At 32.8% G+C, this 22,320-nt stretch carries 21 protein-coding genes and 1 pseudogene; 16 read left to right on the top strand and 6 right to left on the bottom strand.

Going from position 1 to position 22,320, the window contains the following annotated elements; translation table 11 throughout:
- Positions 1-32 precede the first annotated feature (32 nt).
- Positions 33-1,175, bottom strand: coding sequence for an acyl-CoA dehydrogenase family protein (locus tag QXW15_RS05855; protein WP_342790139.1), 1,143 nt, complete (start codon positions 1,173-1,175; stop codon positions 33-35).
- A gap of 74 nt (positions 1,176-1,249) precedes the next feature.
- On the opposite strand from QXW15_RS05855, the gene QXW15_RS05850 reads away from it, so the two are divergent.
- The 5 genes from QXW15_RS05850 to QXW15_RS05830 all read left to right on the top strand — a co-directional run bounded on the left by QXW15_RS05850 (position 1,250) and on the right by QXW15_RS05830 (position 6,987).
- Entirely contained in the window at positions 1,250-1,741 is a 492-nt protein-coding gene (locus QXW15_RS05850) for a bifunctional precorrin-2 dehydrogenase/sirohydrochlorin ferrochelatase (protein WP_342790138.1), read from the top strand.
- 10 nt (positions 1,742-1,751) lie between these two features.
- Positions 1,752-2,387, top strand: a complete 636-nt coding sequence (locus QXW15_RS05845; RefSeq protein WP_342790137.1) for an isochorismatase family cysteine hydrolase — start codon at positions 1,752-1,754, stop codon at positions 2,385-2,387.
- Between the two features lie 23 nt (positions 2,388-2,410).
- The gene (locus QXW15_RS05840; protein ID WP_048100924.1) at positions 2,411-2,746 is read left to right on the top strand and encodes a hypothetical protein; all 336 of its coding nucleotides are present in this window, start codon (positions 2,411-2,413) and stop codon (positions 2,744-2,746) included.
- A 139-nt stretch (positions 2,747-2,885) separates the two neighbouring features.
- Positions 2,886-6,389: a hypothetical protein gene (locus tag QXW15_RS05835; RefSeq protein WP_342790136.1), complete on the top strand. Its 3,504-nt coding sequence runs from the start codon at positions 2,886-2,888 to the stop codon at positions 6,387-6,389.
- Positions 6,379-6,987, top strand: coding sequence for a peptidase (locus QXW15_RS05830; RefSeq protein ID WP_342790135.1), 609 nt, complete (start codon positions 6,379-6,381; stop codon positions 6,985-6,987). Before QXW15_RS05835 ends, QXW15_RS05830 begins: the two co-directional genes overlap by 11 nt.
- Positions 6,988-7,018: 31 nt before the next feature.
- Here the strand turns inward: QXW15_RS05830 and QXW15_RS05825 are convergent, their stop codons facing one another.
- Positions 7,019-7,243 (bottom strand): hypothetical protein, encoded by a 225-nt coding sequence (locus QXW15_RS05825; RefSeq protein WP_048100921.1) that lies wholly within the window; start codon positions 7,241-7,243, stop codon positions 7,019-7,021.
- Positions 7,244-7,321: 78 nt separating this feature from the next.
- Between QXW15_RS05825 and QXW15_RS05820 the strand changes: the two genes are divergently transcribed.
- From QXW15_RS05820 to glmM, 4 genes are read left to right on the top strand one after another with little or no spacing between them, the layout of a single operon-like run.
- Entirely contained in the window at positions 7,322-7,498 is a 177-nt protein-coding gene (locus tag QXW15_RS05820) for a zinc finger domain-containing protein (protein WP_231563387.1), read from the top strand.
- 5 nt (positions 7,499-7,503) lie between these two features.
- A complete protein-coding gene (locus QXW15_RS05815; RefSeq protein WP_342790134.1) occupies positions 7,504-7,770 on the top strand; it encodes an elongation factor 1-beta in 267 nt (88 codons plus the stop codon).
- A complete protein-coding gene (locus QXW15_RS05810) occupies positions 7,771-8,853 on the top strand; it encodes a glycosyltransferase family 2 protein (RefSeq protein ID WP_055041117.1) in 1,083 nt (360 codons plus the stop codon).
- A 19-nt stretch (positions 8,854-8,872) separates the two neighbouring features.
- Positions 8,873-10,210 (top strand): phosphoglucosamine mutase, encoded by a 1,338-nt coding sequence (glmM, locus tag QXW15_RS05805; protein WP_342790133.1) that lies wholly within the window; start codon positions 8,873-8,875, stop codon positions 10,208-10,210.
- Here glmM and QXW15_RS05800 read toward each other — a convergent pair.
- Positions 10,205-10,819, bottom strand: coding sequence for a CDP-alcohol phosphatidyltransferase family protein (locus tag QXW15_RS05800; RefSeq protein ID WP_048100918.1), 615 nt, complete (start codon positions 10,817-10,819; stop codon positions 10,205-10,207). The two genes, glmM and QXW15_RS05800, sit on opposite strands and share 6 nt — an antisense overlap.
- A 28-nt stretch (positions 10,820-10,847) precedes the next feature.
- Positions 10,848-12,239, bottom strand: a complete 1,392-nt coding sequence (locus QXW15_RS05795) for a glycosyltransferase family 2 protein (RefSeq protein ID WP_342790131.1) — start codon at positions 12,237-12,239, stop codon at positions 10,848-10,850.
- Between the two features lie 180 nt (positions 12,240-12,419).
- Between QXW15_RS05795 and QXW15_RS05790 the strand changes: the two genes are divergently transcribed.
- From QXW15_RS05790 to QXW15_RS05780, 3 genes are read left to right on the top strand one after another with little or no spacing between them, the layout of a single operon-like run.
- Positions 12,420-13,028 carry a DUF996 domain-containing protein gene (locus QXW15_RS05790; protein WP_054964183.1) on the top strand — a complete coding sequence of 203 codons (609 nt, stop codon included), beginning with the start codon at positions 12,420-12,422 and terminating at the stop codon, positions 13,026-13,028.
- Positions 13,029-13,077: 49 nt separating this feature from the next.
- On the top strand, positions 13,078-14,259 hold the full coding sequence (locus tag QXW15_RS05785; RefSeq protein ID WP_054964182.1) for a CaiB/BaiF CoA-transferase family protein: 1,182 nt from the start codon (positions 13,078-13,080) through the stop codon (positions 14,257-14,259).
- A gap of 46 nt (positions 14,260-14,305) precedes the next feature.
- Entirely contained in the window at positions 14,306-15,226 is a 921-nt protein-coding gene (locus tag QXW15_RS05780) for an MBL fold metallo-hydrolase (RefSeq protein WP_054964181.1), read from the top strand.
- Position 15,227: 1 nt separating this feature from the next.
- Here the strand turns inward: QXW15_RS05780 and QXW15_RS05775 are convergent, their stop codons facing one another.
- Both QXW15_RS05775 and serS read right to left on the bottom strand, forming a co-directional pair.
- The gene (locus QXW15_RS05775; RefSeq protein ID WP_054964180.1) at positions 15,228-16,397 is read right to left on the bottom strand and encodes a mechanosensitive ion channel family protein; all 1,170 of its coding nucleotides are present in this window, start codon (positions 16,395-16,397) and stop codon (positions 15,228-15,230) included.
- Positions 16,398-16,401: 4 nt separating this feature from the next.
- Complete coding sequence (serS, locus tag QXW15_RS05770; RefSeq protein ID WP_054964179.1) at positions 16,402-17,730, bottom strand: serine--tRNA ligase; 1,329 nt, start codon at positions 17,728-17,730, stop codon at positions 16,402-16,404.
- A 195-nt stretch (positions 17,731-17,925) separates the two neighbouring features.
- On the opposite strand from serS, the gene QXW15_RS05765 reads away from it, so the two are divergent.
- The 4 genes and pseudogenes from QXW15_RS05765 to QXW15_RS05750 form a co-directional block, all read left to right on the top strand.
- Entirely contained in the window at positions 17,926-18,942 is a 1,017-nt protein-coding gene (locus QXW15_RS05765) for a zinc-dependent alcohol dehydrogenase family protein (protein ID WP_048100910.1), read from the top strand.
- A 240-nt stretch (positions 18,943-19,182) separates the two neighbouring features.
- A complete protein-coding gene (locus QXW15_RS05760; RefSeq protein ID WP_255350850.1) occupies positions 19,183-19,308 on the top strand; it encodes a hypothetical protein in 126 nt (41 codons plus the stop codon).
- 297 nt (positions 19,309-19,605) lie between these two features.
- Positions 19,606-21,996 (top strand): M1 family metallopeptidase, encoded by a 2,391-nt coding sequence (locus tag QXW15_RS05755; RefSeq protein ID WP_342790130.1) that lies wholly within the window; start codon positions 19,606-19,608, stop codon positions 21,994-21,996.
- A gap of 124 nt (positions 21,997-22,120) precedes the next feature.
- A pseudogene (locus tag QXW15_RS05750) lies at positions 22,121-22,320 on the top strand (MFS transporter); the annotation flags it as partial.

The following is a 22,320-nucleotide window of genomic DNA, read 5'->3' as shown; positions in this document are numbered from 1 at the left end:
ATAAAAACTTTATAATTATTAATATTAAGAATTTACATAAAACCATGGCCTTTCATAATTTCCCTAGCAATTATTAGTTTTTGTATTTCATTTGTGCCCTCATATATCTGGGTTATCTTTGCATCCCTGAGATGCCTTTCAGCATTAAAATCTGTTGTGTAACCGTATCCACCAAAGAGCTGCAATGACCTTTCTGCAACATACATGGCAGTATCAGATGCATACATTTTTGCTATTGATGATGCCTCAATTGAATTCTGCTTTTTATCATATTTATCAGCTGCATCATAAATTAAAAGCTCTGATGCTTTTATTCTTGATTCCATTTCCGCAATGGTAAACTGTATACCCTCAAAGTTAATTATTTTATTTCCAAACTGTCTTCTGGTATTAATATATTCAAGTGCCTCATCAAACGCTGATTTGGCTATTCCAAGGGCCTGGGCCGCCACACCAACCCTTCCAGCGTCCAGGGTCTCCATTATAACCCTGAAGCCCTCATTATATTTCCCCACAATGTTTGAGGAATCCACAAATACATTATTAAAATTCAGTTCAACGGTGCTTGACCCCCTGATTCCAAGCTTGTGTATATCCCTGCTTATTTCAAGACCTGGTGTATTTGCATCAACCACAAATGTTGTTATGCCCTTATGCTTTAATGCTCTATCCGTGCTTGTATCAACCACAAAAAACTTTGCCGTTCTGCCATTTGAAATAAATGTCTTTGTTCCGTTTATTACATAGCCATCACCTGATTTTTCCGCCCTTGTGGTTATCGATGCAGCGTCACTACCGGCACCGGGTTCTGTGATTGCGAGGCCTCCAATTTCACCTGAAGCCACCCTTGTTAGGTATCTTTGCTTTAAGTCCTCGCTCCCAAACATTATAACCGGCTCGGCAAATAGTGTTAATGTCCCATCAAGTATTAATGCAGTGCTTGGACATGCATATGAGATTTCCTCAATAATTTTCATTAAAACCGAGAATCGAAGGCCGTTACCACCATATTTTTCTGGTATATAAAGTGCAAACAGGCCCATATCCCTCATGGCCTGAATAATATCCTCAGGGACATAAGCCTTCTCATCTATTTCCCGTGCCCGGGGTTTAATCTTTGATTCTGCAAGCTCATGAACAACATTTATTATCTGATTTTCTGTCTCATTAAACATAATAGTGAATGGTATTAATTAATAATATTTTTCGCAATGAAATAAAATTATAAGGAGATTTTAGATTTGGTGCTGTGTATAATATAGCATTAAATATATCAAATAAGAATGTTTTAATCTTTGGTGCCGGCAGAATTGCTGAAAGAAAAATAAAAACAATAATAGATGAAAATTGCAAAATAACAGTTATAAGCGTTAATGCAACAGAATACATAAAGGCTTTGGCAATCAATGGTAAAATAAGGTTAATGCTCAGAAATGGCAGTATAAATGATGTTAGTAAAAAATATTTTATTATTTTTGCAGCAACATCAAATAAAGAACTAAATAATGAAATATGTAAAACGGCAGATTCCATGAATATACTCTGCGATAATGTGTCCAATCATAATACATCAAACTTTATTTCTTCTGCAAGTATGAAAATAAGCGGCATTAGCATTTCAATAAATACCGGCGGTGTAAATCCATCCCTGGCAAAAATTTTGAAAGAGGAGCTTTACAATGATATCATGGATGGAAAAAATGAATTTGTTAAACACATAAAATATTTATTAGATAATTAATTAATGAATTATGAAATACCTTGGCACAAAAAAAATATATGAGAATATTGATGAAATAATAAATCCTGAGCATACAGCAATTGTTCTCTGGGACCTGCAAAATGGTCTTGTTGAAAATGTTTTCAACAAAGATGAGCTGGTAGGTAATATAAAATCTCTTATTGCAGAGGCACGCAAAAAGAATATTAAGCTAATTTATACTAAAATAACACCACTTCCATTTGAATACATGCCCGCACCAGGAATTTATTCCTATATGAAAAGGTTTCATATAGATGACCCATCCAAACTGCCGGTTTTTATGAAACCAGGATCCAGAGAGGCTGAAATTTACAGTGACTTTGAGCCTTCTGATAGGGACTTCGTGCTAAATAAAAATACTGCAAGCATATTTATTGGCACAAACATCGATAATATGCTTAAGGCCGCAAAAATAGAGACCTTAATTTTTACAGGCATTGCAACAGAAATAGGCGTGGAATCAAGTGTTAGGGACTCTCTAAATCTCGGTTATTATACCGTTGTTGCATCTGATTCTTGTTCATCGGCAAATAGGGAGGGACATGAGGCAGCCCTGAAATCCATGGGAAGTGTTGCCATAATTGAAACAACAAAAAATATAATCTCAACATTAGAAAAGTTATAATATTATTTTTGTTTTATATTTTTATGGATATTAAAAAATATATAAAAATTAAGAATGACATAGAGACTATTGTAGGTATAATTATTGGTATTATATTTGGCGCAAGATTTATCTCCTTTTTAAGCGCATATGTTTTACATTATACATCAATGAATTTATCATCCGGTGCAGGTATATATGCACCATTAATTGCCATCATTACTGGTATAATAATATTCTTTGGTATAAGAACCCTTGCCTATTTATTATCATCTATGTTCCTGGGCATGGGCATAGGAATAGCCTTCTATGATTTAACAGGAATAGACATACTGCATAAAATTGCTGTGGTATTAGCCTATTTACCATTTGTACATTAAATATTTATCAAATGATAATTACCATAATCAAAATGATATATACAGTATTTTTATAATAATTTGGTTCCCAATTTTTATAAATTTGATATGAAAACAAAAATCATAAAGATAATATATGGAAATAATGATACACAAAAGAATGTTTTCGATTATGCATAAAAGGCTTGATCATAAATTTATACAGCTCCTGCAGAGGTTTAATGATTCACATGATTATGGCCCCATAATAGATTACTTTAGGGAGAATCTGGAAAGCATTAAAAAATATTATAATAAAAATATTGCAGATATATTGTATAATTATTTGAAATTTAATGATATACCGGAAGAATTAAGAAATTTAATATATTCTGTTGACCCGGAAAATAAAATTTTTGACACCATAAAATTAAAAGGTTTTATAAAAAATAATGATTTCAACAGTTTTATAGATTATCTAAGTTCAAAAAGGGAATTGATTAATGATGATTACATAGTATCACTTTTAAATAATTTCCTGGATAAACGGCCAGAGTTTGACCGTGTATATTACCTTATATACTTTGGTAAATACAGCGCTGATCTAATTAATGAATACCTTCAAAAGTTTTATAATTATGATGATTTCAGGAAACTTGTGGATCTTATCATTGAATTATATGGTAAGGATTATGCAATGGATGCAATTAATAATTGCATTTCCATCAATAATGATATAAAGTGTATGTATTTGCTTGGTGATCTGCTTCTTGATACAGGCCAGAGGGAAAAATTAATACCGCTTGTAAATAAAATTATATCGCTTAACCCAAAAAAACCAAATATGAGGATAGCAAGGTACCTGTTCTACACAGGCAATTACAAGCAAAGTATAGATTATATGATATTATCAGATAACACCAATCAAATGCTGGCAGATGCCTATTATTATTCAGGGAATTATGAAAATGCACTTATAATATATAAAAATATATACTATAATATTAATAAAAATGTTATAAACAGAATTATTGAAATAGAGTATAAAATAGGCGATTATGCATCCACGCTTACATATATAAATTATAATAAAAATAACCTAAGCAGAGAACAGCTTATATATAAAATAAATTCAGAAATAAACCTATTAATGTTTTTCGAGGCCGAGGATGATATTAAAGAGTATCAAAAACAGTACGGAACAGACAATGACATATTGAAACAGATGCTAATTTATTACCGTAAAAACGGCGACATTGACCTTGAGTTTGAAACTGCATTAAACTTGGTTAAAAATAATTCTGCTGATGATTTTGTATACAGGACAATACTTAACTATTATTATAAAAATGGTGAGAATGAAAAAATTATAAATTTTATGGAAAAACAAAATATAATGGAAAGGTACCCTGAATATTATATTCCGGCGTTAATATACACCAATAAGTTTGATGTCGGGCTTGCACAAATAAATAAAAACCCTTCAATACTGGGTAATGGCAAGGTCATTGATACAATCTTTTTATTTAGCAGGAATAACAGGTTTTTGGAATTTTTTGAAAAGTATAAGTATGATTATGAACTGCTTTCTTTAATAATTGATTTTTTAAAGGGCAGGGAAATAAAGGACCCATTTAGTTACATAAAGTCTGTAATAAATTCAGGGTCAATTTCGTGTGCCTATATTATATCATTGATTACAATAAATTTTGAAAAACATTCAATACCAAAAAAAATAAATGACATGCTGGACATGGACAAATTTAGGGATATAAAAATTTTAATTGAGAACATCATGGATATCTATTCTGGAATTATTGATACTGCTGAGCATGATTCCAAATATTTTATATACCCTGTTACGGAAACATTAATAAGATCAGGGAGGATGGATCAGGCCCTTTCTTTGCTTGGAAGCATGGATGGATTCGATAATGATCCGTTCATAAATTATTTCATGGCACTTATTAAATATTATAAAAAGGAGTATTCAGATGCAAAACGTTACATTAATTATGCCATAGAAAAGCTTGACAATGAAAAATTTATGGCTGTGAAATTTTTAATATACTTAATAGATAAAAATTCAGATATGGTAGATATAGCCAATACAATTTCTGATAAAGATATGTCATGTGTTTATCAGTATGTTTATGATATGATACTTCAGGCAAACATTGTTCCTAATGAGGATATTTATGTTAGACTTAAAAACCTGAATATTGAGGATATAAATTTGCTTAGAATAAAGAGATATTTTGCAAATAATTTTAAAGACAGAATTCAATATTCTGCATTAATTCTAAAAAATGGATTAAATGTAAGCGATGTGATCAAGCACTATTATATAATTTATGAGAAAAATCCTGATAATGCAGCCAGATTTTTATTAAAAACAGGTCTTGTAAATTATAAAATTTATTCAATTTTGGGTGATTATTATTTCTCGAAAAAAATGTATAATGAGGCCATATTTAATTATCTTATGGCATATATAAGAAAACCTGAAGCGAACTTAATTAACCTTAAAACGCTGCTTGAATCCGTAGATATTTATGGCAATTCAGTTGATTACCTGAAATCAATTGGTAATTATTTCCTTTTATCTGTTTTATATATTGTAAAGGGTGATTTAATACCCCTCGGTGATCTACTAGTGGAAAAGAAATTAAGAAGAATTTATTCATTTGCAATTTTAAAGGATTTTGATTCGCCTGTAATTATGAATGCCCTTAAGGACGTTTTCAATGAAACACATGATAATGTTATTGGTGAGCTGATTGCCGATGGTTTTATACATAATGAAAATTATAATGAGGCTGAAAAAACACTCAAGGTTGTTTATTATTACAACAGAAATAGCCAGGCCATTCTTTTAAAGCTGGCACATGCAGAGTATCTAAATAATAATGAGGAGGAATCCATGTACCTTTTAAAAGCAGGTTTCAGAAGGTTTAAATCCATTTATTTATTTAATTTATTAATAGATTTTTATTATTCAATCAGGAATTATGAGGGTATATTAAACGTAAGCAAAAAATTCCAGAATCTTATAAATTCAAATAATATTAAATATATTTTATATTCATATGCGAGACTTTTTATGTATAATGATTTATATTTAATGGAAACAAAGTACCAAGGCATGATAAACCATGAGGTAAAATCTGAATTAAAAAATAGAAAAATAGCCTCATTGAAATTTAAAAACGTTATAGAATACGCAAAATTAATTCTGAAAAAAGAGTATGATAATAATAAAATAATTGACAGAGAGCTTGCAACATCAATTATTCCGGAATATTTCATAAATGAGGTTTATGATTTTCTGGAATCCAGAGAACCGTACACATTCATAGATAAATATAAGTATAACCAGATGTCAATAGAAGTATTAAGGGCGCTTCGTAATATGGGCATTAAAAATATACATGAGATTAAGATATATCACATAAATCATATTTTAAATGATGTTATAAAATCAAAAAATTTTTATATATTTCTTAATTGGGCCATGAATAATGAAATAAATATTAATATTTCAAAGGCCGCCCTTGCAATGTATAAAGACCTGGAAAATAAACCAGGATCAATTATGGATATTGTATCCAGGTTTAATATAGGCGTTCTTGATGCCATAAATATACTGGATTCGGTTAACAGAGAGATTAAAAATGATGTATAATAGATTTAATGAAAGAAATGATATATTTATTGCGGTACTAGTATTAACACTGGCATTTACAATGTTTTTAACAGGTGGAATATACCATATTAACGTGGCATTTCTGCCAATTTTTGCCCTTACTGGCTTTAGTGTAACAGTTACTGCATTTCTGCTTCATGAGCTTGCACACAGAACTGTTGCAAGAAGGCTCGGCGCTGTTGCATTTTTTAAATTATGGAATCTCGGAATAATTCTTGCGCTTATAACCTCATTATTTGGCTTCATCATAGCAGCGCCAGGTGCGGTTGAATTTGCCGGACTTTATGATTCTGAAAGTGAGGGAAAAATAGCCGCAGCAGGGCCGGGAACAAATATTGCTCTGGGAGCGTTATTTTACCTTATATATATCTTTATAAGCACCGGCATAGCTGGTTTTATATTATATTATGTTGCACTTCTTAATTTCTGGTTCGCGCTCTTCAACCTAATACCTGTTCCCCCACTTGATGGGAGCAAGGTATTTTACTGGAACAGCAAGGTTTTTGCATTCCTGTTCATACTTTCACTGGTCCTAAATGTGGTTGATGGCTTTATACCATCATTATTCGGGCTTTAACCGTTATGAGTCTTTTATATGGTACAAATATTTATTCTTCAGGTGTTGCAAAAAATATCGAATTTTCACCAACATCTATCCTGTATTTTATATTCATATTCCTTTCGTTTAATACCAGAGAATTGGCGTCTGTAAGTGCGTTCCATATATTCGACATTTGCCTTGAGATAATACCGTAATATAATGGCCTTTCAGATGCGACAAAAATCTGATTCTCTTTTATTAAAAAATTTTTTTCCCCTATTTTTATTTCCATATAATGTAATTATTAATATGGTCATTATTTTTTTGATAAAATAAAGGTTATATATTTTTAAATAATGAGGAACTGGAAGTGATTAATATAAATACAAAGGATACTTGTACATCATGTGGTATAGGACTCGTGGAGGTCGGTTATTCAATATTTCCATGTCCAAACTGTGGGGAAGAGATTATAGGAAGGTGCAAACAGTGCAGGGAACATTCCACGCCATATGTTTGCCCAAAATGTGGATTTATGGGGCCGTGATTAAAATGGGAGATGTAATGGTTTTATTGAGAGTGCTTCCAGAGTCTGTGGATATTGACCTGGAAAGCCTAAAGAATGACATTACTGAGAAAATAAAGGATTTGTGCAAGATAAATAGTGTTAATGAGGAGGAGATAGGCTTCGGCCTTAAGGCTCTAATGTTTCAGGTTATTGTTCCAGATGAGGAGGGAAAAATAGACAGGGTTGAGGATGCAATCTCCTCTGTAAAGAATGTAAGCCAGGTTGATACAAGGGATATCTCATTAATATAAATGTTAATTTATTTTATTTTGCTTGTAATATATATAATCATTTTACTGCTTGTATCTCTTGGATTTATTTTAATAGAAACACATAAAAATGTAAATGATGATATAGAAAACAATTACAGGCCAAGGACGCTTGTTATGATACCATGCCGTGGTGTGGATTATTCACTGGAGGAGAACCTTAAATCTATAATTAATCAGGATTATCCAGATTACCATGCTGTTACAATTGTTGATTCCCCTGATGACCCTGCATGCAGTATTATAAATAAACTAAAAATAGACTGCATTGTATCAGATTTTCAGTGCGGTAAATGCAGTGGTAAGGTGCGGGCCCTATGCACTGCAATTGAAAAATATCCCGATTATGAAGTTTATGTTATTGCTGATTCTGACATTCTGGTCTCATCACAGTGGCTTAAATATCTTATTATGCCACTTGGAATTGATAATGCCGGAATTTCCACAACCTTTCCATATTTTAAACCTGTTGGAGGATTCTGGAGCAGGGTTAAGGAGGTTTGGGGGTTTGTTGGCATGGGCCTTATGGAGGCAAAATTAACAAGATTTGGGTGGGGAGGTTCTCTTGCATTCAAAAAATCTCTGCTTAACAATTATTTTGATTATTTTTGCAGCAATATATCGGATGATACAGCACTAACAAAAATAGCCAAGGATAAAAATCTGGATCTTTATTATGTAAAAAGGGCAATGCCTGTGGTAAATTCTCCAGAAAATTTTGAGCAGTTTTTTGAGTGGGCAAACAGGCAGACTGCTCTTTCAATTGCTGCATCAAAAAAGATATTTTATTATGGAATTTTATTCTATTTTTCTTACATGTTTCTGTTTTTCTCTGCCATATTTGCAGGCATATTTTATAACAAACTCTTTTTATTATTTTTAATACCGGAGATATTATATATTTTGAACATGATTAGGCGTCTCAATAAGGTATCGCCTGAAAATGTAATTGCCGCAATTTTAATGCCATTTATTTATACACTTAATCTTTTCATGGCAAACAGAATGAAAGATATTACATGGCGTGGCAGGGTTTACAATATAAAAAATAAAAAATTATTATAAATGCATACAATACCATTATATGGAATTACATTTTTTTGGAACCAATGGGATAAGAGGTATACCAAATGATGATCTGTCAGCTGAATTCTCCATGGATGTTGGAAAGGCCATGGCAACATTCTTCAGTGCTAAAAAAATAGCCATGGCAAAGGATACAAGGATAACCGGCGATATGATATTAAATGCGGTCTCATCTGCAGTAATGTCCGCAGGCACTGATGTGGTTTATCTTGGTATACTGCCAACACCTGCACTGCAGTATTACTGCAAAAAAAATCATGTTCCGGGAATTATGATAACTGCATCACATAATCCACCACAGTATAATGGCATAAAGGCAATAGATATGGATGGAACAGAAATAGATGAAAAAAAGGAATATGAAATAGAAAAATTAATAATGAATAAAAAATTTAAAAATGTTTCATGGGAAAATGCAGGAAGATTTTATTATGATGATACTGCAGTGGATTTATACATAAATGGCATAATATCACTGATTAATTTTAAAAAGATCTCAGAGAGAAAATTAAATGTGGCCATAGATACCGGAAACGGTGCATCATATTATACAAGCCCGCTTTTACTTTCCAGGCTCAACTGCCATATAGTAACATTAAATTCAAACCCTGATGGAAAATTTACAGGACGAAATTCTGAGCCAAAACCAGAAAATCTGCAGGATCTTATAAACATTATGAAAACTGGCAAATTCGATATAGGCATAGCACACGATGGTGATGCTGACAGATGCGTATTCATAGATGAAAATGGTAATTTTATAGATGGAAATGAAAGCCTGGCCTTAATAGCAAAATATACATTAAGGGCCGGGGAAACTCTTGTTACCCCAACAAGCAGCTCTGATGCATTAAAGGATGTGTGCCAGCAAAAAAATGCAAAAATAATTGTAACAAGGGTGGGTGCCCCGATTGTGGCCAGAACCATGATAGAAAACAATGCTGTGATTGGCGGAGAGGAGAATGGTGGTGTCATATATGGTAAACATCAGTTCTGCAGAGATGGCGCCATGACAATGTCATTAATGCTCAACCTGCTTGCCTGTGAGAATAAAAAAATAAGTGAACTGCTAAAGGAGATACCAAAATATTACATGGTAAAAAAGTCAGTACCCAGAAAATATGACTGGGATGTTATTAAAAATAAATTACTTGATGCACTGGGAAATAAAAAAACAGATCTACTTGACGGAATAAAGATATATGAGGATTCAGGCTGGGTTTTAATAAGGCCATCGGGCACGGAAAAAATATTAAGAATATTCACAGAATCTAAAGACGAAAAAACTGCAATGGATCTTAATGAAAAATATATTAATATAATAAACAAATTATAAATTTTTATATATGTCAAAAAATCTGGTTATTGCATTTATATTTCCGGCTATGCCAAACCATATTAGAAGGATGCCGGTAACATACAGTTTTATATTATAAACATCAAAATGTCCGGTTACAAATATCTGTATTAATGTAAAAATCATCATTAAAACGAGCCTGTCGGCCCTGCCTGCTATACCCGAGTAATCCCTTTTTAGCCCCAGCGCCTGTGACTGTGTACCCATGTAGCTTGTCAGTAATATACCTAAAATTGCAAACAGACCAAGGTATATGTTACCGAAAATAGAAAACGACATGCCGAGGACAATAAATATATCTGAATACCTGTCAAAAACATGGTCTATAAGGTCTCCCTTTTTGGATGCAATATTTTTTAGCCTGGCAATCTTGCCATCCAGCGCATCAAAAAGGGCGGAAAAAATTAAGAATATAAATGATAAAAATAGAATATACTTACTAAAAAATGATAAATAATAAAATATACCGGCAAATGCTGCAAAAATCAATGATGAAACAGAAATTGTATTGGGATTGAGCATTAAAAATTTTTTGGATAATGGCACCAGTATTTTATCTGCCTTTGATCTGTAGGAATCCAGAACCATATACATATATTAATAATTAATTATTAAATTATTCTTTATTTTTTTGCCATGTATCCTTATAAACAAGATAAAATGTTGATATGTAACCCATGGAATAATATAAAAGCCAGAGTCCTGTTAAAAGATAAAAGTGTATTAAATAAAATAAAGATCCGGCAATGAAAAAGATTCCAAATGCCAGAATGGCATAGATATTTGATGGCATTTTATGACCGGCACCCTTTGGTGTTATCCTGTAAATCCTCCTTGATTTAAATGCCCTGAATATCCATAGCAGAACAAATGGGGAGATGGCAACAGTGTAGGATGATAACCTGCCCATGGCAGAAACTGCCTTTTTGGCATTTATATTAAATTTATCGCCGATTTTAACGAAAACATATGCATATAACCCAAGGAGGATTATCCATAGAAAGAACAGTGGATTAAATAATATGTCAAAATGTATAAATGGTGATATTATTACAAGGGCAATGGCCATTAAAAATGTAAGAACAAGCGGTATGTACTGTAATAAAAATGCAATAATGTCCAGCCTTTTAATAATTCCTATTTTTGATGATATTATGTACCTAAACCGCCGGCTTAAAACCTCCATGCTTCCCATGGCCCAGCGTGTCTGCTGGGTATAAAATGCATTGAATGTGTCTGGAACCTCTATTTTTATATTGGCATCAGAACTTTTTATTTTTTTGCCAGCATGTATAAGCCTTGTGCCGATCTCCAGATCATCCTGTATCATTTCAGGGTCCCACGAATCCACAGCATTAAGGGCATCCCTCTTGAAAAGTGTTCCACATCCAACAGGCATTACAGGCATGCCTGCATGGTCCCTGCCATTTATTATCGAAGTATTTGTGTAATATGTTGATATTATAAGAGAATTTACGGTTGTTGATTCCACACTTCCATAGCCAATCCAGTTCATGGTAACGGCATCTGCATTTTCGGCCATTATCTGGGCATACCCCTTTTTTATTGAATCTGTATATATCCTTGCATCAACATCCATTGTAAGTATAAGTTCCCCCGTTGATTTTTTAAAACCGTCATGCAGCGCGCCGCTTTTATAACCCCTTTTATTAATTCCACGCCTGTAAAAGATAACCTTTAGATTTTCAGGTATTTTTACCCTCTGCTGCATCTCCTTAAAATATTCCTCTGTATCATCAGAAATTATAATTACTTCAATTTTGGATTTATCCCATTCAGCATTATCAATATTTTCAAGAAGTCCCTGCACAGTCTCTATTTTTTCACCCTTTGTTGGCACCAGTATGGATAATGATGGCATGGATGCAACCTGAAGGTCCTTATATTTATGATTTACTCCTAGGTAATAATAAACCAGCTGTGCCAGAATAAGCAGTATTGTGGGCAAAAATATTAAAACTGGAATAATATAATAGGCATCATTCATTGGTTCCACTCCTCAATTCATGTAATTCCTGTTCTATAATGTGTGAAATACCATTGATTTTATATTGAATATTTGATTGAATGTACATTTACTGGCGTAATCAAAAGTTATTATTTAATTTTTACATATTAATTTAGAAAAATACAATAAATTTATTAATTTCAATTTGCATACCCAAGAATGTACTCGCAGAGAATACCTGAACTTGAACCTGCAAGAACATATGGAATTCTTGGAATTATATTAGAATTCTTTGGCGGGATCTTAAACATCTTCATAAATTATGCAGGCCTAATTGCAGAGGTACTGGGTCTTATACTGCTTCTGAATTCCATGAATTTGATATCCAACTATTATGATAATAAAAAACCATTCAAATATATGCTTGCAAGTGTAATATCTGGAATTTTAATCGGTTTAATTGTAATTCTGGTTTTTGGCATTTCCAGCTATGCTTTAACCACACATGCTGGCACGGCCCCTCCAGTAAGTCCGGCCTATGGCCTGCTGGTATCATTATTTATATTATTGCTCGGTGTTATAGCATCCATTATTTTTGAATATTTCGCATATAAATCTGTATATGAACTAACAGGTGTGAGGGATTTTAATACTGCAGCAAACATGCTTTTAATCGGTGTAATACTGACAATAATTATAATAGGAATACTTCTAATATTTATTGGTATAATATTTGTTATACTAGGATTTAATAAACTGCCCAGTGATGCAAAACCAAGGAATCCGGTTAATCCTGAAGAAGGCATATATGATGATATGAACTTCTAAATATTGTATAAAAACATAAATTTAAGTTGTTTTATTTTTTTAGCTTAATATGGAATCATTAAAAGGTTTAAAAGTTCTTGATTTTACACAGGCCATGTCGGGACCGGTTGCATCTATGATACTTGGCGACCTCGGTGCAGATGTTATCAAGGTTGAACCACCTGCTGGAGATCAGTCCAGAAGCTGGGCACCCCCATTTATTGATGATGAATCTGCATATTACATAAGTGTAAACAGAAACAAAAAAAGTATATGCATGGACCTAAAGCATCCTGATGCCACTGAAATAATTAAAAAACTTGTTGAAAAATCTGATATTGTTATTGAAAATTTCAGGCCTGGCACAGCCAAAAAACTTGGAATAGATTATGAATCACTTAAAAATTATAATAATAAAATAATTTACTGCAGCATATCTGGATTTGGGCAGACGGGCCCTGATGCTTCAATGCCCTCATATGACCTTATAGCACTTGCAAGATCCGGGCTTATGAGCATAACAGGAGAAAAAAATGGTGATCCTGTAAAATTTGGTGTGCCAATTACAGATATTACCAGCGGTTTATTTGCAACCATTTCCATACTTGCGGCCCTTAATTACAGAAATATCACAGGAAGGGGGCAGTACATAGATATATCAATGCTGGATGTAAATTCATATCTCCTTGTAAATCAATTCATGAATTATATAGCAACAGGTATAAATCCAGAGAGACTTGGTTCAGCCCACCCAAGCATAGTGCCATACCAGGTTTTTAAAGCTGGAGATGATTATATAGCCGTAACAGTTGGTACTGAAAAATTATGGGGGCTTTTCTGCTCGGCATTAAATATTGAGAATTTAAAAAATGATGATAGGTTCAGCACAAATGAAAAAAGGCTTGAAAACAGGGATGAACTGATAAATATTATAAATAATGAGTTTAAAAAATATACTGTTGATGAACTTATTAAAAAATTTAATGAGTATGGCATACCGTGTTCCAGGGTAAATAAGATAAGCGATGTTATAATGGATAAACAGTTAAATTACAGGGAAATGATAAAAGATGTGCATTTTGGCAATAAAAATATAAAAATGCTAAATTCCCCGTTTAAAATGTCTGAAACCCCGGGAGGAATTAGATTAATGTCACCAAGGCTAGGCGAGCATTCAAGGGAAATACTAAAAAATCTGGGATTTAGTGATGAAAAAATAAAAGATTTAATAAATAATAAAACAGTAAAATAATATGTGCAAACAATAATAATTATTTATCATTTAGAAATTATAGCCAATGGATATACAAAAAATAGAGGTCCCAATAGAAATAAGGGCGCTGAAAACAGCAAATTCATATTTAATAAATGGCAGCATTCTGTTTGATACAGGCATGTCTGAGAATTCTTACAGGGAGATAATATCCAAAATAAATCCAGGGGAAATAAAATATATAATTATATCACATCTGCACATAGATCATATAGGTGGTGCCGGATATTTTAATAAAAATTATGGAATACCAGTTTTTATAAGCCAGAATGATTACAATTATATAGAGAGGATTAATGAAAACCCTGAAGCATATTTTAAATTTTACACAGACTTCTTAAGATCAAACGGTACACCTGATTCAATTATAGACATGATTATGGATTATAATCCAATTGTGAAATATATAAATTATTATGAGGGACTTGATATTAAGCCGGTAAATAACAAACCAGAGGGTTTTGATATTATTGATGTGCCAGGACATACTCCCGGTTCAATTGTTCTTTATAATAAAAATTCATTATCACTATTATCAGGTGATCATATACTTGGCAGGATAACGCCAAATATTAGTGTGTATTTACCTGAAATGGATAGCCTGAAAATGTATCTTGAAAGCCTTGAGAAAATTCAGAATTTAAATGTCAGCAATGTTTATCCCGGCCATGGAAATGTTTTTAATAATTATCATGAAAGGATAATTCAAATAAAAAAACATCATGGTAATAGAATAACAGTTATTAAAAATTATCTTAATTCATGGAAAACAGTATATGATATAGCATCAACCATGGAATGGAGCAGGGGTCGGCATATGGATACAATGAATTTTATGGAAAAAAATTTTGCAATCATGGAAACTGCAGCACATTTAATTTATATGGAAAATTCAGGAATCATAAGGGGAATTGAAAAGAATGGAATAAAATATTATTCTTTATAATTTATTTTCCCTGATTACTCTGAGAGGCTTTTAATGTATTGTATGCGTTTTCCATAAATATATTTACAGCATTAATTGTTGAATTTATATCCTCTGGACCTTTTATTTTTGCAAAAATTAGGTAGGTGTTTGTTGACCCTGATTTGGACATTAGTATACCTTTTAAATCAAGATCCCCATGGTTTTCACTGACGTATTTCAATATCTCATCAGATTTAACATCGGAGTTTAATATAACAGTTACCGGGTAATAATTTAATTCGTATATGCTCTCATAAATTGCATTGTTTCCAAGCACATTTGCCTGTGATTTTACAGTCCAGTATGCCCTGTCCAGATTCATATTTGCAATTGATATAATTTTATTTAATTCATTAATATCCTGAAATTTGAACATTATAAGATACGTATTTGTTGTACCACCTTTTGCGGAGAGAAAAATTGTCATATCATTATTATTGGATATTGCCTTAAAATTCTCAATAACCTTATCGGCTGGAACATCAGATGGTGTGATAATATTTAGTGGATAAATATATGAGGAATCCTCAGTTTTAAATTCTGTAATAACCGAGTTGCCAAGCAGTGCGGAATTCGGTATTGAAATCACATTATTGTCCTTTGTTAACATCTTGGAAAAAAGGGTCTTAACATCAATAATTTTTCCAGTTGTATCTATGCTCCATACCCAAGAGTTTATTCCAACAACATCTCCATACTTTAATGTTCTTGATGATGTTACAAAGATGCTTGCAATAAGATTGGATGCAACTGTTTGAACGGCAAGGCCGAGGACAACACCGCCAACCGCGCTGCCTGCAAGTATTCCTGTAACGCTAACATGGAATATTGACAGCACGATGGCTATTACTATAATGTACATTATTATTCTTATTATTAACGAGATTCCATAAAGCTCCTTTCTTGATGTCTTTATTTTGTATTCTATGAATCTTATGGTTGACCTTGTTATCATCATTCCTATTATCAGGACTATTACTGCCCTTACACCCTCGTTTATATATATTTCATAGCTTTTATACTCGGGCAAAAATCTGGTAATGATAAAATCAACCACAAAGCCTGCAAGAATTGCAAGTATGATGCCTATTATAATTTCTGTAATAATTTTTGCAAGTTCACTCCTGCTTTTCCTTGCATTATTAAGCATAGTTTTAATCCTCCCTCTCTATTCTGTCAAATCCTGTGTATGGAACCAAAGCCCTTGGAACCTGTATGTACCCATCCTTCTGATAATTCTCCATAATGGCCACAAGTATTCTTGTTGTGGCTATTGCAGTGCTGTTCAGTGTGTGAACAAATTCATTTCCATTTTTTGTTCTGTATTTAATATTTAATGATCTCGCCTGATAATCTGTATCATTGGAGGCGGAAACTATTTCCCTGAACTTCCCCTGGGATGGGAACCATGCCTCTATATCATACTTTTTTGCTGCCAGATTCCCAAGCTCCCCTGAACAAACATTAACTATTCTATATGGTATCTCAAGTGATTTGTATATATCCTCTGCATTTTTTACAAGCTCATCAAAGTAATCCCATGATTCTTCTGGCCTGCAGAATATGAATTGCTCAATCTTATTAAACTGATGAACCCTGAAAATACCCTTTGTATCCTTTCCATGGGCACCTGCCTCGCGCCTAAAACATGAGGATACACCGGCAACACGAATGGGAAGCTCGTCCTCATTAAGAATTTCTCCAGAAAGCATGGATGCTATGGGATGCTCTGCTGTTGCAATTAAATAAAGGTCATCACCCTCTATTTTATAAAGTGTATCTTTGAATGTCTCTATATCTGTGGCACCGGACATTGAGGCATAGTTTATCATAAATGGTGGTTCGAGAACAGAAAAACCTCTCTGCGATAAAAAATCCACAGCGTAGTTTATAAGTGCCAGTTCAAGCTTAAATAATCTGTTTTTAAGGAAATAAAATCTGGCCCCGGCTATTTTACCTGCCCTTTCAAGGTCAACAAGGTTTAACTGCTCCATTAAATCAACATGGCTCATTGGTCTGCTGTCTATTATATTAAAATCACTGCTATTTCCACTATTTTGTTTAAAATAATCCAAATCTTCCCTATAAACATTAGCTGTACCATAATATCGAACGAGTTTATTATTTTCATCTCCAAAGCAGTGGGGGACATCATCTGCCAGTAGATTTGGTATTAACCTCAGCGTATTATCCCTATCCTTTTCAATTTCTTTCTGCTGATTTTCAAGCTCCCCTATTTTTTTATTAATTTCATTTACCTTATTTTTTAATGGTTCAGGGTCACCGCCATTTTTTATAATTTTTGATATCTCAACTGTAATTTCGTTTTTTTCATGTTTTAAACCATTGATATCCCTAAGATTCGATCGCCATTTATCATCCAGAACAAAAAAGTTATCAAGTACTTTTGTATCAAAACCCCTGGCCTGGCAGGACTTGTAAAATATCTCACTGTTTGATCTTAATAATTTTATGTCTATCATTGCAACACCATTTTTATCAATAATACGTTAATAATATTTCATTTTTATGATAATTATAAAATTTAGAAGTGATATATCTATTATATATTTTAGGCGATGTGAGAAATTAAAGCATTTTCCTTATTTAGGGCATTTATATAAATATATTATGGTAATAAAAATCTATTTATACTATTAAATGAATTATATTAATTTATGAGGGCATTTTTCCTAAATGGTGTTAAAAATGTTTCTGTTTTGGACATAGATGAGCCTGATTTAAAAGAAAATGAGGTAAAAATTAGGGTAATGGCCTGCGGTGTCTGTGGTTCCGACATTCATTCCTATTATGGCAAAAATCCATTAATTAAATATCCTGTGGTACCCGGCCATGAACTAAGCGGAATTGTGGTTGAATCAAAAAGCAGTTTGTTTCATTCTGGAGACAGGGTGGTTGTTGATCCAAATATTCCGTGCAATAAGTGCAGGTATTGCAGGTCTGGTAAAAAAAATTTTTGCGAGCATTTTACTAGCATTGGGAACAATATTTATGGGGGCTTTGCTGAGTATGTGAATGTTCCTGACAGCCAGGTATACAAAATTCCAGATAATTTATCATATGAAAGGGCATCGGTTACCGAACCAGTTGCCTGCATTATACACGGCCTGGACATTGTAAATGCCAAAATAGGTGAATCAGCCCTAATACTTGGTGCGGGGTTCATAGGATTAACATTTTTTCAGATACTTAAAAACATGGGTTATAATCCATTAATCGTTGCTGAATTAAATGAGTACAGAAAAAATATTGCCAGGGAACTTGGTGCCGATGTGGTAATAGGGAATATTAAAAACTATGTAAAGGAAAAAACGGGAAATTATGGTGTTGATCTTATAGTAGACACAACAGGAAGCATGAAACTATTAGAGGAATCAATTGATATAATTTCAAATGATGGCCGAATTCTGGCCTTTGCTGTTTATGACCCTGATGCCTACGCAAGTATTAAACCGTCACTAATATATCAAAAGGAGATTAAGATAGCCGGTGAATTTACAAATCCATACACCATGGAAAGGTCCCTTAATCTCATATCTTCAGGCGCAATTAATCTTGACATACTATTAAACAAAAAGGTGGATATTAATAATATTGAGTCAGCATTAAATGGCAGTATAAAGGATTCAATAAAGGTCATTGTCAATAATTCTGATAACCATTTATGCAAATGAGTATTAAACCTTACAGGTATTTCCTAAAAAGACTTAATGTTATATATTCAATAAGTACAATAAGGTTTACAGTTATACCCAGTGGCCATTATAATTACATTTATTACAATATATTGGTATGTTTATGGATTTATTAAACAGGAACCTTAAAGGAAAGATAGGATATATTCAGGGGTATCAACAATAAAGAAAACAAGAGAACTGGAAAATCATATACATGCTTTATAACATTCATGCTTTATGAATGGTTATACAATAAATGCAGTATATGATAATATTTACCTGATTAGGCATGCTTTTCCATGGAAGCTTGAAGCTCCTATCTTTAAGATGGTGGAGAATGCCACAAACCTTATAGATAATTGAAATATTAAAATCGACATGGATAATCTATTTGGAGTTGATAACAGGATTAAGTTATGTAAGAATAATAGCATTGGTATCATTAATATAATTAAAAAGGCAGTCCCAGAATCATTTGATGTAATATATTGTATTCAGTAAATTTAAGCATCATGGAGATGATAACTTCCCAGGGTCTATGTTAAAATTTTTAAAAGAAACCATAACCTTATGACAAATAAATAAAATATTAATTTTTGATATTTCATAATATAATTATTTATTTGATAAAAATTATAATATACCATGCAATATGTAATTATGAATATTATAAACTACAACCTGTATTTGGATTTTGACACAGAAAAATTTACTTACACATGCCATGAAAAAATAACATTGGAGGGTAATGAGGAGAAATTAATACTTAACTCAATAGGGCATAAAATTAAAAGGCTTGCAGTAAATGGTGTAATAAGAGGGTTTAAAGAATACAAAAATGAGCAGGAGATTGTGGTTGATGGGATAATAACATCAAAAACACAGGTGGATATAGACTTTACAGGTGAGATACCTGAAAAACTTGAGGGGATATATCTTGCCAGAACACCGGATGGTTTTATGATAACAACCCAGTTTGAGCCAACCGGGGCCAGAAAATTTATACCCTGCATAGATAATCCATCATATAAGGCCACATTTGATATAACTATTAAAATTGATGGTGGACTTGATGCAGTTTCAAATATGCCGGTGGAAACAATAAAAGAAATTGATGGGAAAAAGGAAGTAAAATTTATGCAGACTCCGAGAATGTCAACATACCTACTTTACCTCGGTATTGGACATTTCGATAGAAAAACTAAAAAATTGGAAGATGGAAAGGAAATAGGGCTTGTAGCACTCAGGGGCAGGCTAACCCAATCGGATTATCCACTGGAAATTGCCAAAAAATCAATTGGATTCTATGAGGATTATTTCAATATAAAATATCCACTTCCAAAGGAGGATTTAATATCAGTACCTGAATTTGCGGCAGGTGCAATGGAAAACTGGGGGGCAATAACATTCAGGGAAATATATCTCAATGTCGATTCATCAACAAGCACTTCTGTAAAGAGGTCAATTGCAGATGTAATAGCCCATGAACTGGCACACCAGTGGTTCGGAGACCTTGTGACAATGAAATGGTGGGATGATTTATGGTTAAATGAGAGTTTTGCCACATTTATGTCATATAAGGCAGTGGATAAATTATATCCAGACTATGACATGTTCTCAGATTTTCTTATCAGTGAAACCTCCGGGGCCCTTGCTGGGGATTCACTGGTTAATTCCCATCCAATACAGGTTGATGTTAAATCTCCTGATGATATAGCACAGATCTTCGATGAAATAAGCTATGGGAAGGGAGGAAGCATATTAAGAATGATTAATTCATTTGTAACCGATGATGTTTTTAGAAAAGGGCTTAATTTATACCTTGAAAATTTTAAATATAAAAATGCAGAGGGTTCTGATCTTTGGGAATTTATTGGAAAGGTATCAGATCTTCCTGTAAGGGAGGTCATGGAATCATTTATTAAAAGACCTGGATATCCATATATAGATGCCAGCATTGTGGATGGAAAATTGTTATTAAAACAGTCAAGATTTTTCCTTAATGGCAAGACACAAAAAGTTACATGGAAAATACCGCTGACGTTAAAATATGAAAACAGTGTAAAATCTCTTATTTTTGATGCATCTGAAATGATTATAGAAGACACTGACGGATTTTTAAAGCTTAATGATGATGAGGCTGGATTTTACAGGGTTTTATACTCGGATGAACTCCTTAAATCACTGGTAAATAATTTAAAGAAGCTTTCAGACCGTGATTTATGGGGAATTGCAAATGACTATTATTCATTTCTCATATCCGGTAAAATTAACCTAAACTCATATCTGGATGTAATAAAGGCACTTTCCGGTGAGAATAGATTAATGGTTGATCAGGAAATAGCAGGGGAATTATTTATATTAAATTTAATACTAACAAACAATGAAAAATTGCACAATTTCACTGTTGAACTTCTTAAAAATAAACTTGACATGCTTGGCAGCAAGGAGGAAAATGAGGAAATCAATAAATCCATATTAAGGGGAATGATATCATACAGGCTTGCAATTTTAGACCGTGATTATGCCACAAAAATTGCGGAAAATATAAATAATATTACCAGTATGGATCCTGATTTAAGGTCTTCAGTGCTAACAGCATATGCAATTATTAAGAATGATTTTGATGGACTTCATAAAATGCTTAATGATTTTAATAATGACGAGGATAAAATAAAGGTTATACAGGCAATGTCATGGCTTTCTGGAGATAAAAATTATGAAAATGTATCAAGATTAATTGAAAATCATGAAATCAAGCAGCAGGATTCCATAAGGTTTTACACAAATGCATCCATGAACCCGGAGGCAAGGGAATACATTTATGAGAATTTTGAGGATATAATCTATGGTATACAAAAGGTATTTCAGGGATCAGGATACGCCTCCAGGGTTGTTGAGGTTGCCGTACCATTTATTGGCCTGAACCACCTAAATGCCATAGAGGAAAAATTAAAGGGCATGGAATTCAGTGAGATATCAAGGGGAATAAAAAAGGGGCTGGAATATTTAAGCATTTACTCCGAATTAATATCCAGGTCAAGGCAGTAAATATTTAATAACAGCATTTTTATTTTTAAAACAATGTAAATAATTTTAAAACTTTTTGATAAATTGAAATAAATGTATAATATGTAAACTTATGCTTTTAAATATTAAATAATCTTATCATACCATGGATGGTAATGCTGGAAATTTAAGTTTCGGGCACTGGACACGTGTTGATACATGGGCATTTATATCATTTTCAATGGGAATGTTCCTTGAGGCATATATATTTGGGATGTCAACAATTGCGACAGGCTGGGTCGCAATGCCAGCAAGCCTTAGATCCTTGCTGCTATCATGGTCTCCACTATGGCTGATTATTGGAAT

This window comes from Acidiplasma sp., from assembly GCF_038728925.1.
In the GTDB taxonomy this organism is placed as follows: Archaea; Thermoplasmatota; Thermoplasmata; order Thermoplasmatales; family Thermoplasmataceae; genus Acidiplasma; species Acidiplasma aeolicum.
The sequence above is the reverse complement of the archived record's forward strand: the minus strand, read 5'-3'. Positions and strand labels throughout refer to the sequence as shown.

Excerpts from the sequence above, each read along its gene's own strand:
- QXW15_RS05855 (WP_342790139.1), bottom strand. The coding sequence starts at position 1,175 with ATGTTTAATGAGACAGAAAATCAGATAATAAATGTTGTTCATGAGCTT.
- QXW15_RS05845 (WP_342790137.1), top strand. The coding sequence starts at position 1,752 with ATGAAATACCTTGGCACAAAAAAAATATATGAGAATATTGATGAAATA.
- QXW15_RS05840 (WP_048100924.1), top strand. The coding sequence starts at position 2,411 with ATGGATATTAAAAAATATATAAAAATTAAGAATGACATAGAGACTATT.
- QXW15_RS05835 (WP_342790136.1), top strand. The coding sequence starts at position 2,886 with ATGTTTTCGATTATGCATAAAAGGCTTGATCATAAATTTATACAGCTC.
- QXW15_RS05830 (WP_342790135.1), top strand. The coding sequence starts at position 6,379 with ATGATGTATAATAGATTTAATGAAAGAAATGATATATTTATTGCGGTA.
- QXW15_RS05825 (WP_048100921.1), bottom strand. The coding sequence starts at position 7,243 with ATGGAAATAAAAATAGGGGAAAAAAATTTTTTAATAAAAGAGAATCAG.
- QXW15_RS05815 (WP_342790134.1), top strand. The coding sequence starts at position 7,504 with ATGGGAGATGTAATGGTTTTATTGAGAGTGCTTCCAGAGTCTGTGGAT.
- QXW15_RS05810 (WP_055041117.1), top strand. The coding sequence starts at position 7,771 with ATGTTAATTTATTTTATTTTGCTTGTAATATATATAATCATTTTACTG.
- glmM (WP_342790133.1), top strand. The coding sequence starts at position 8,873 with ATGGAATTACATTTTTTTGGAACCAATGGGATAAGAGGTATACCAAAT.
- QXW15_RS05800 (WP_048100918.1), bottom strand. The coding sequence starts at position 10,819 with ATGGTTCTGGATTCCTACAGATCAAAGGCAGATAAAATACTGGTGCCA.
- QXW15_RS05795 (WP_342790131.1), bottom strand. The coding sequence starts at position 12,239 with ATGAATGATGCCTATTATATTATTCCAGTTTTAATATTTTTGCCCACA.
- QXW15_RS05790 (WP_054964183.1), top strand. The coding sequence starts at position 12,420 with ATGTACTCGCAGAGAATACCTGAACTTGAACCTGCAAGAACATATGGA.
- QXW15_RS05785 (WP_054964182.1), top strand. The coding sequence starts at position 13,078 with ATGGAATCATTAAAAGGTTTAAAAGTTCTTGATTTTACACAGGCCATG.
- QXW15_RS05780 (WP_054964181.1), top strand. The coding sequence starts at position 14,306 with ATGGATATACAAAAAATAGAGGTCCCAATAGAAATAAGGGCGCTGAAA.
- QXW15_RS05775 (WP_054964180.1), bottom strand. The coding sequence starts at position 16,397 with ATGCTTAATAATGCAAGGAAAAGCAGGAGTGAACTTGCAAAAATTATT.
- serS (WP_054964179.1), bottom strand. The coding sequence starts at position 17,730 with ATGATAGACATAAAATTATTAAGATCAAACAGTGAGATATTTTACAAG.
- QXW15_RS05765 (WP_048100910.1), top strand. The coding sequence starts at position 17,926 with ATGAGGGCATTTTTCCTAAATGGTGTTAAAAATGTTTCTGTTTTGGAC.
- QXW15_RS05760 (WP_255350850.1), top strand. The coding sequence starts at position 19,183 with ATGAATGGTTATACAATAAATGCAGTATATGATAATATTTACCTGATT.
- QXW15_RS05755 (WP_342790130.1), top strand. The coding sequence starts at position 19,606 with ATGAATATTATAAACTACAACCTGTATTTGGATTTTGACACAGAAAAA.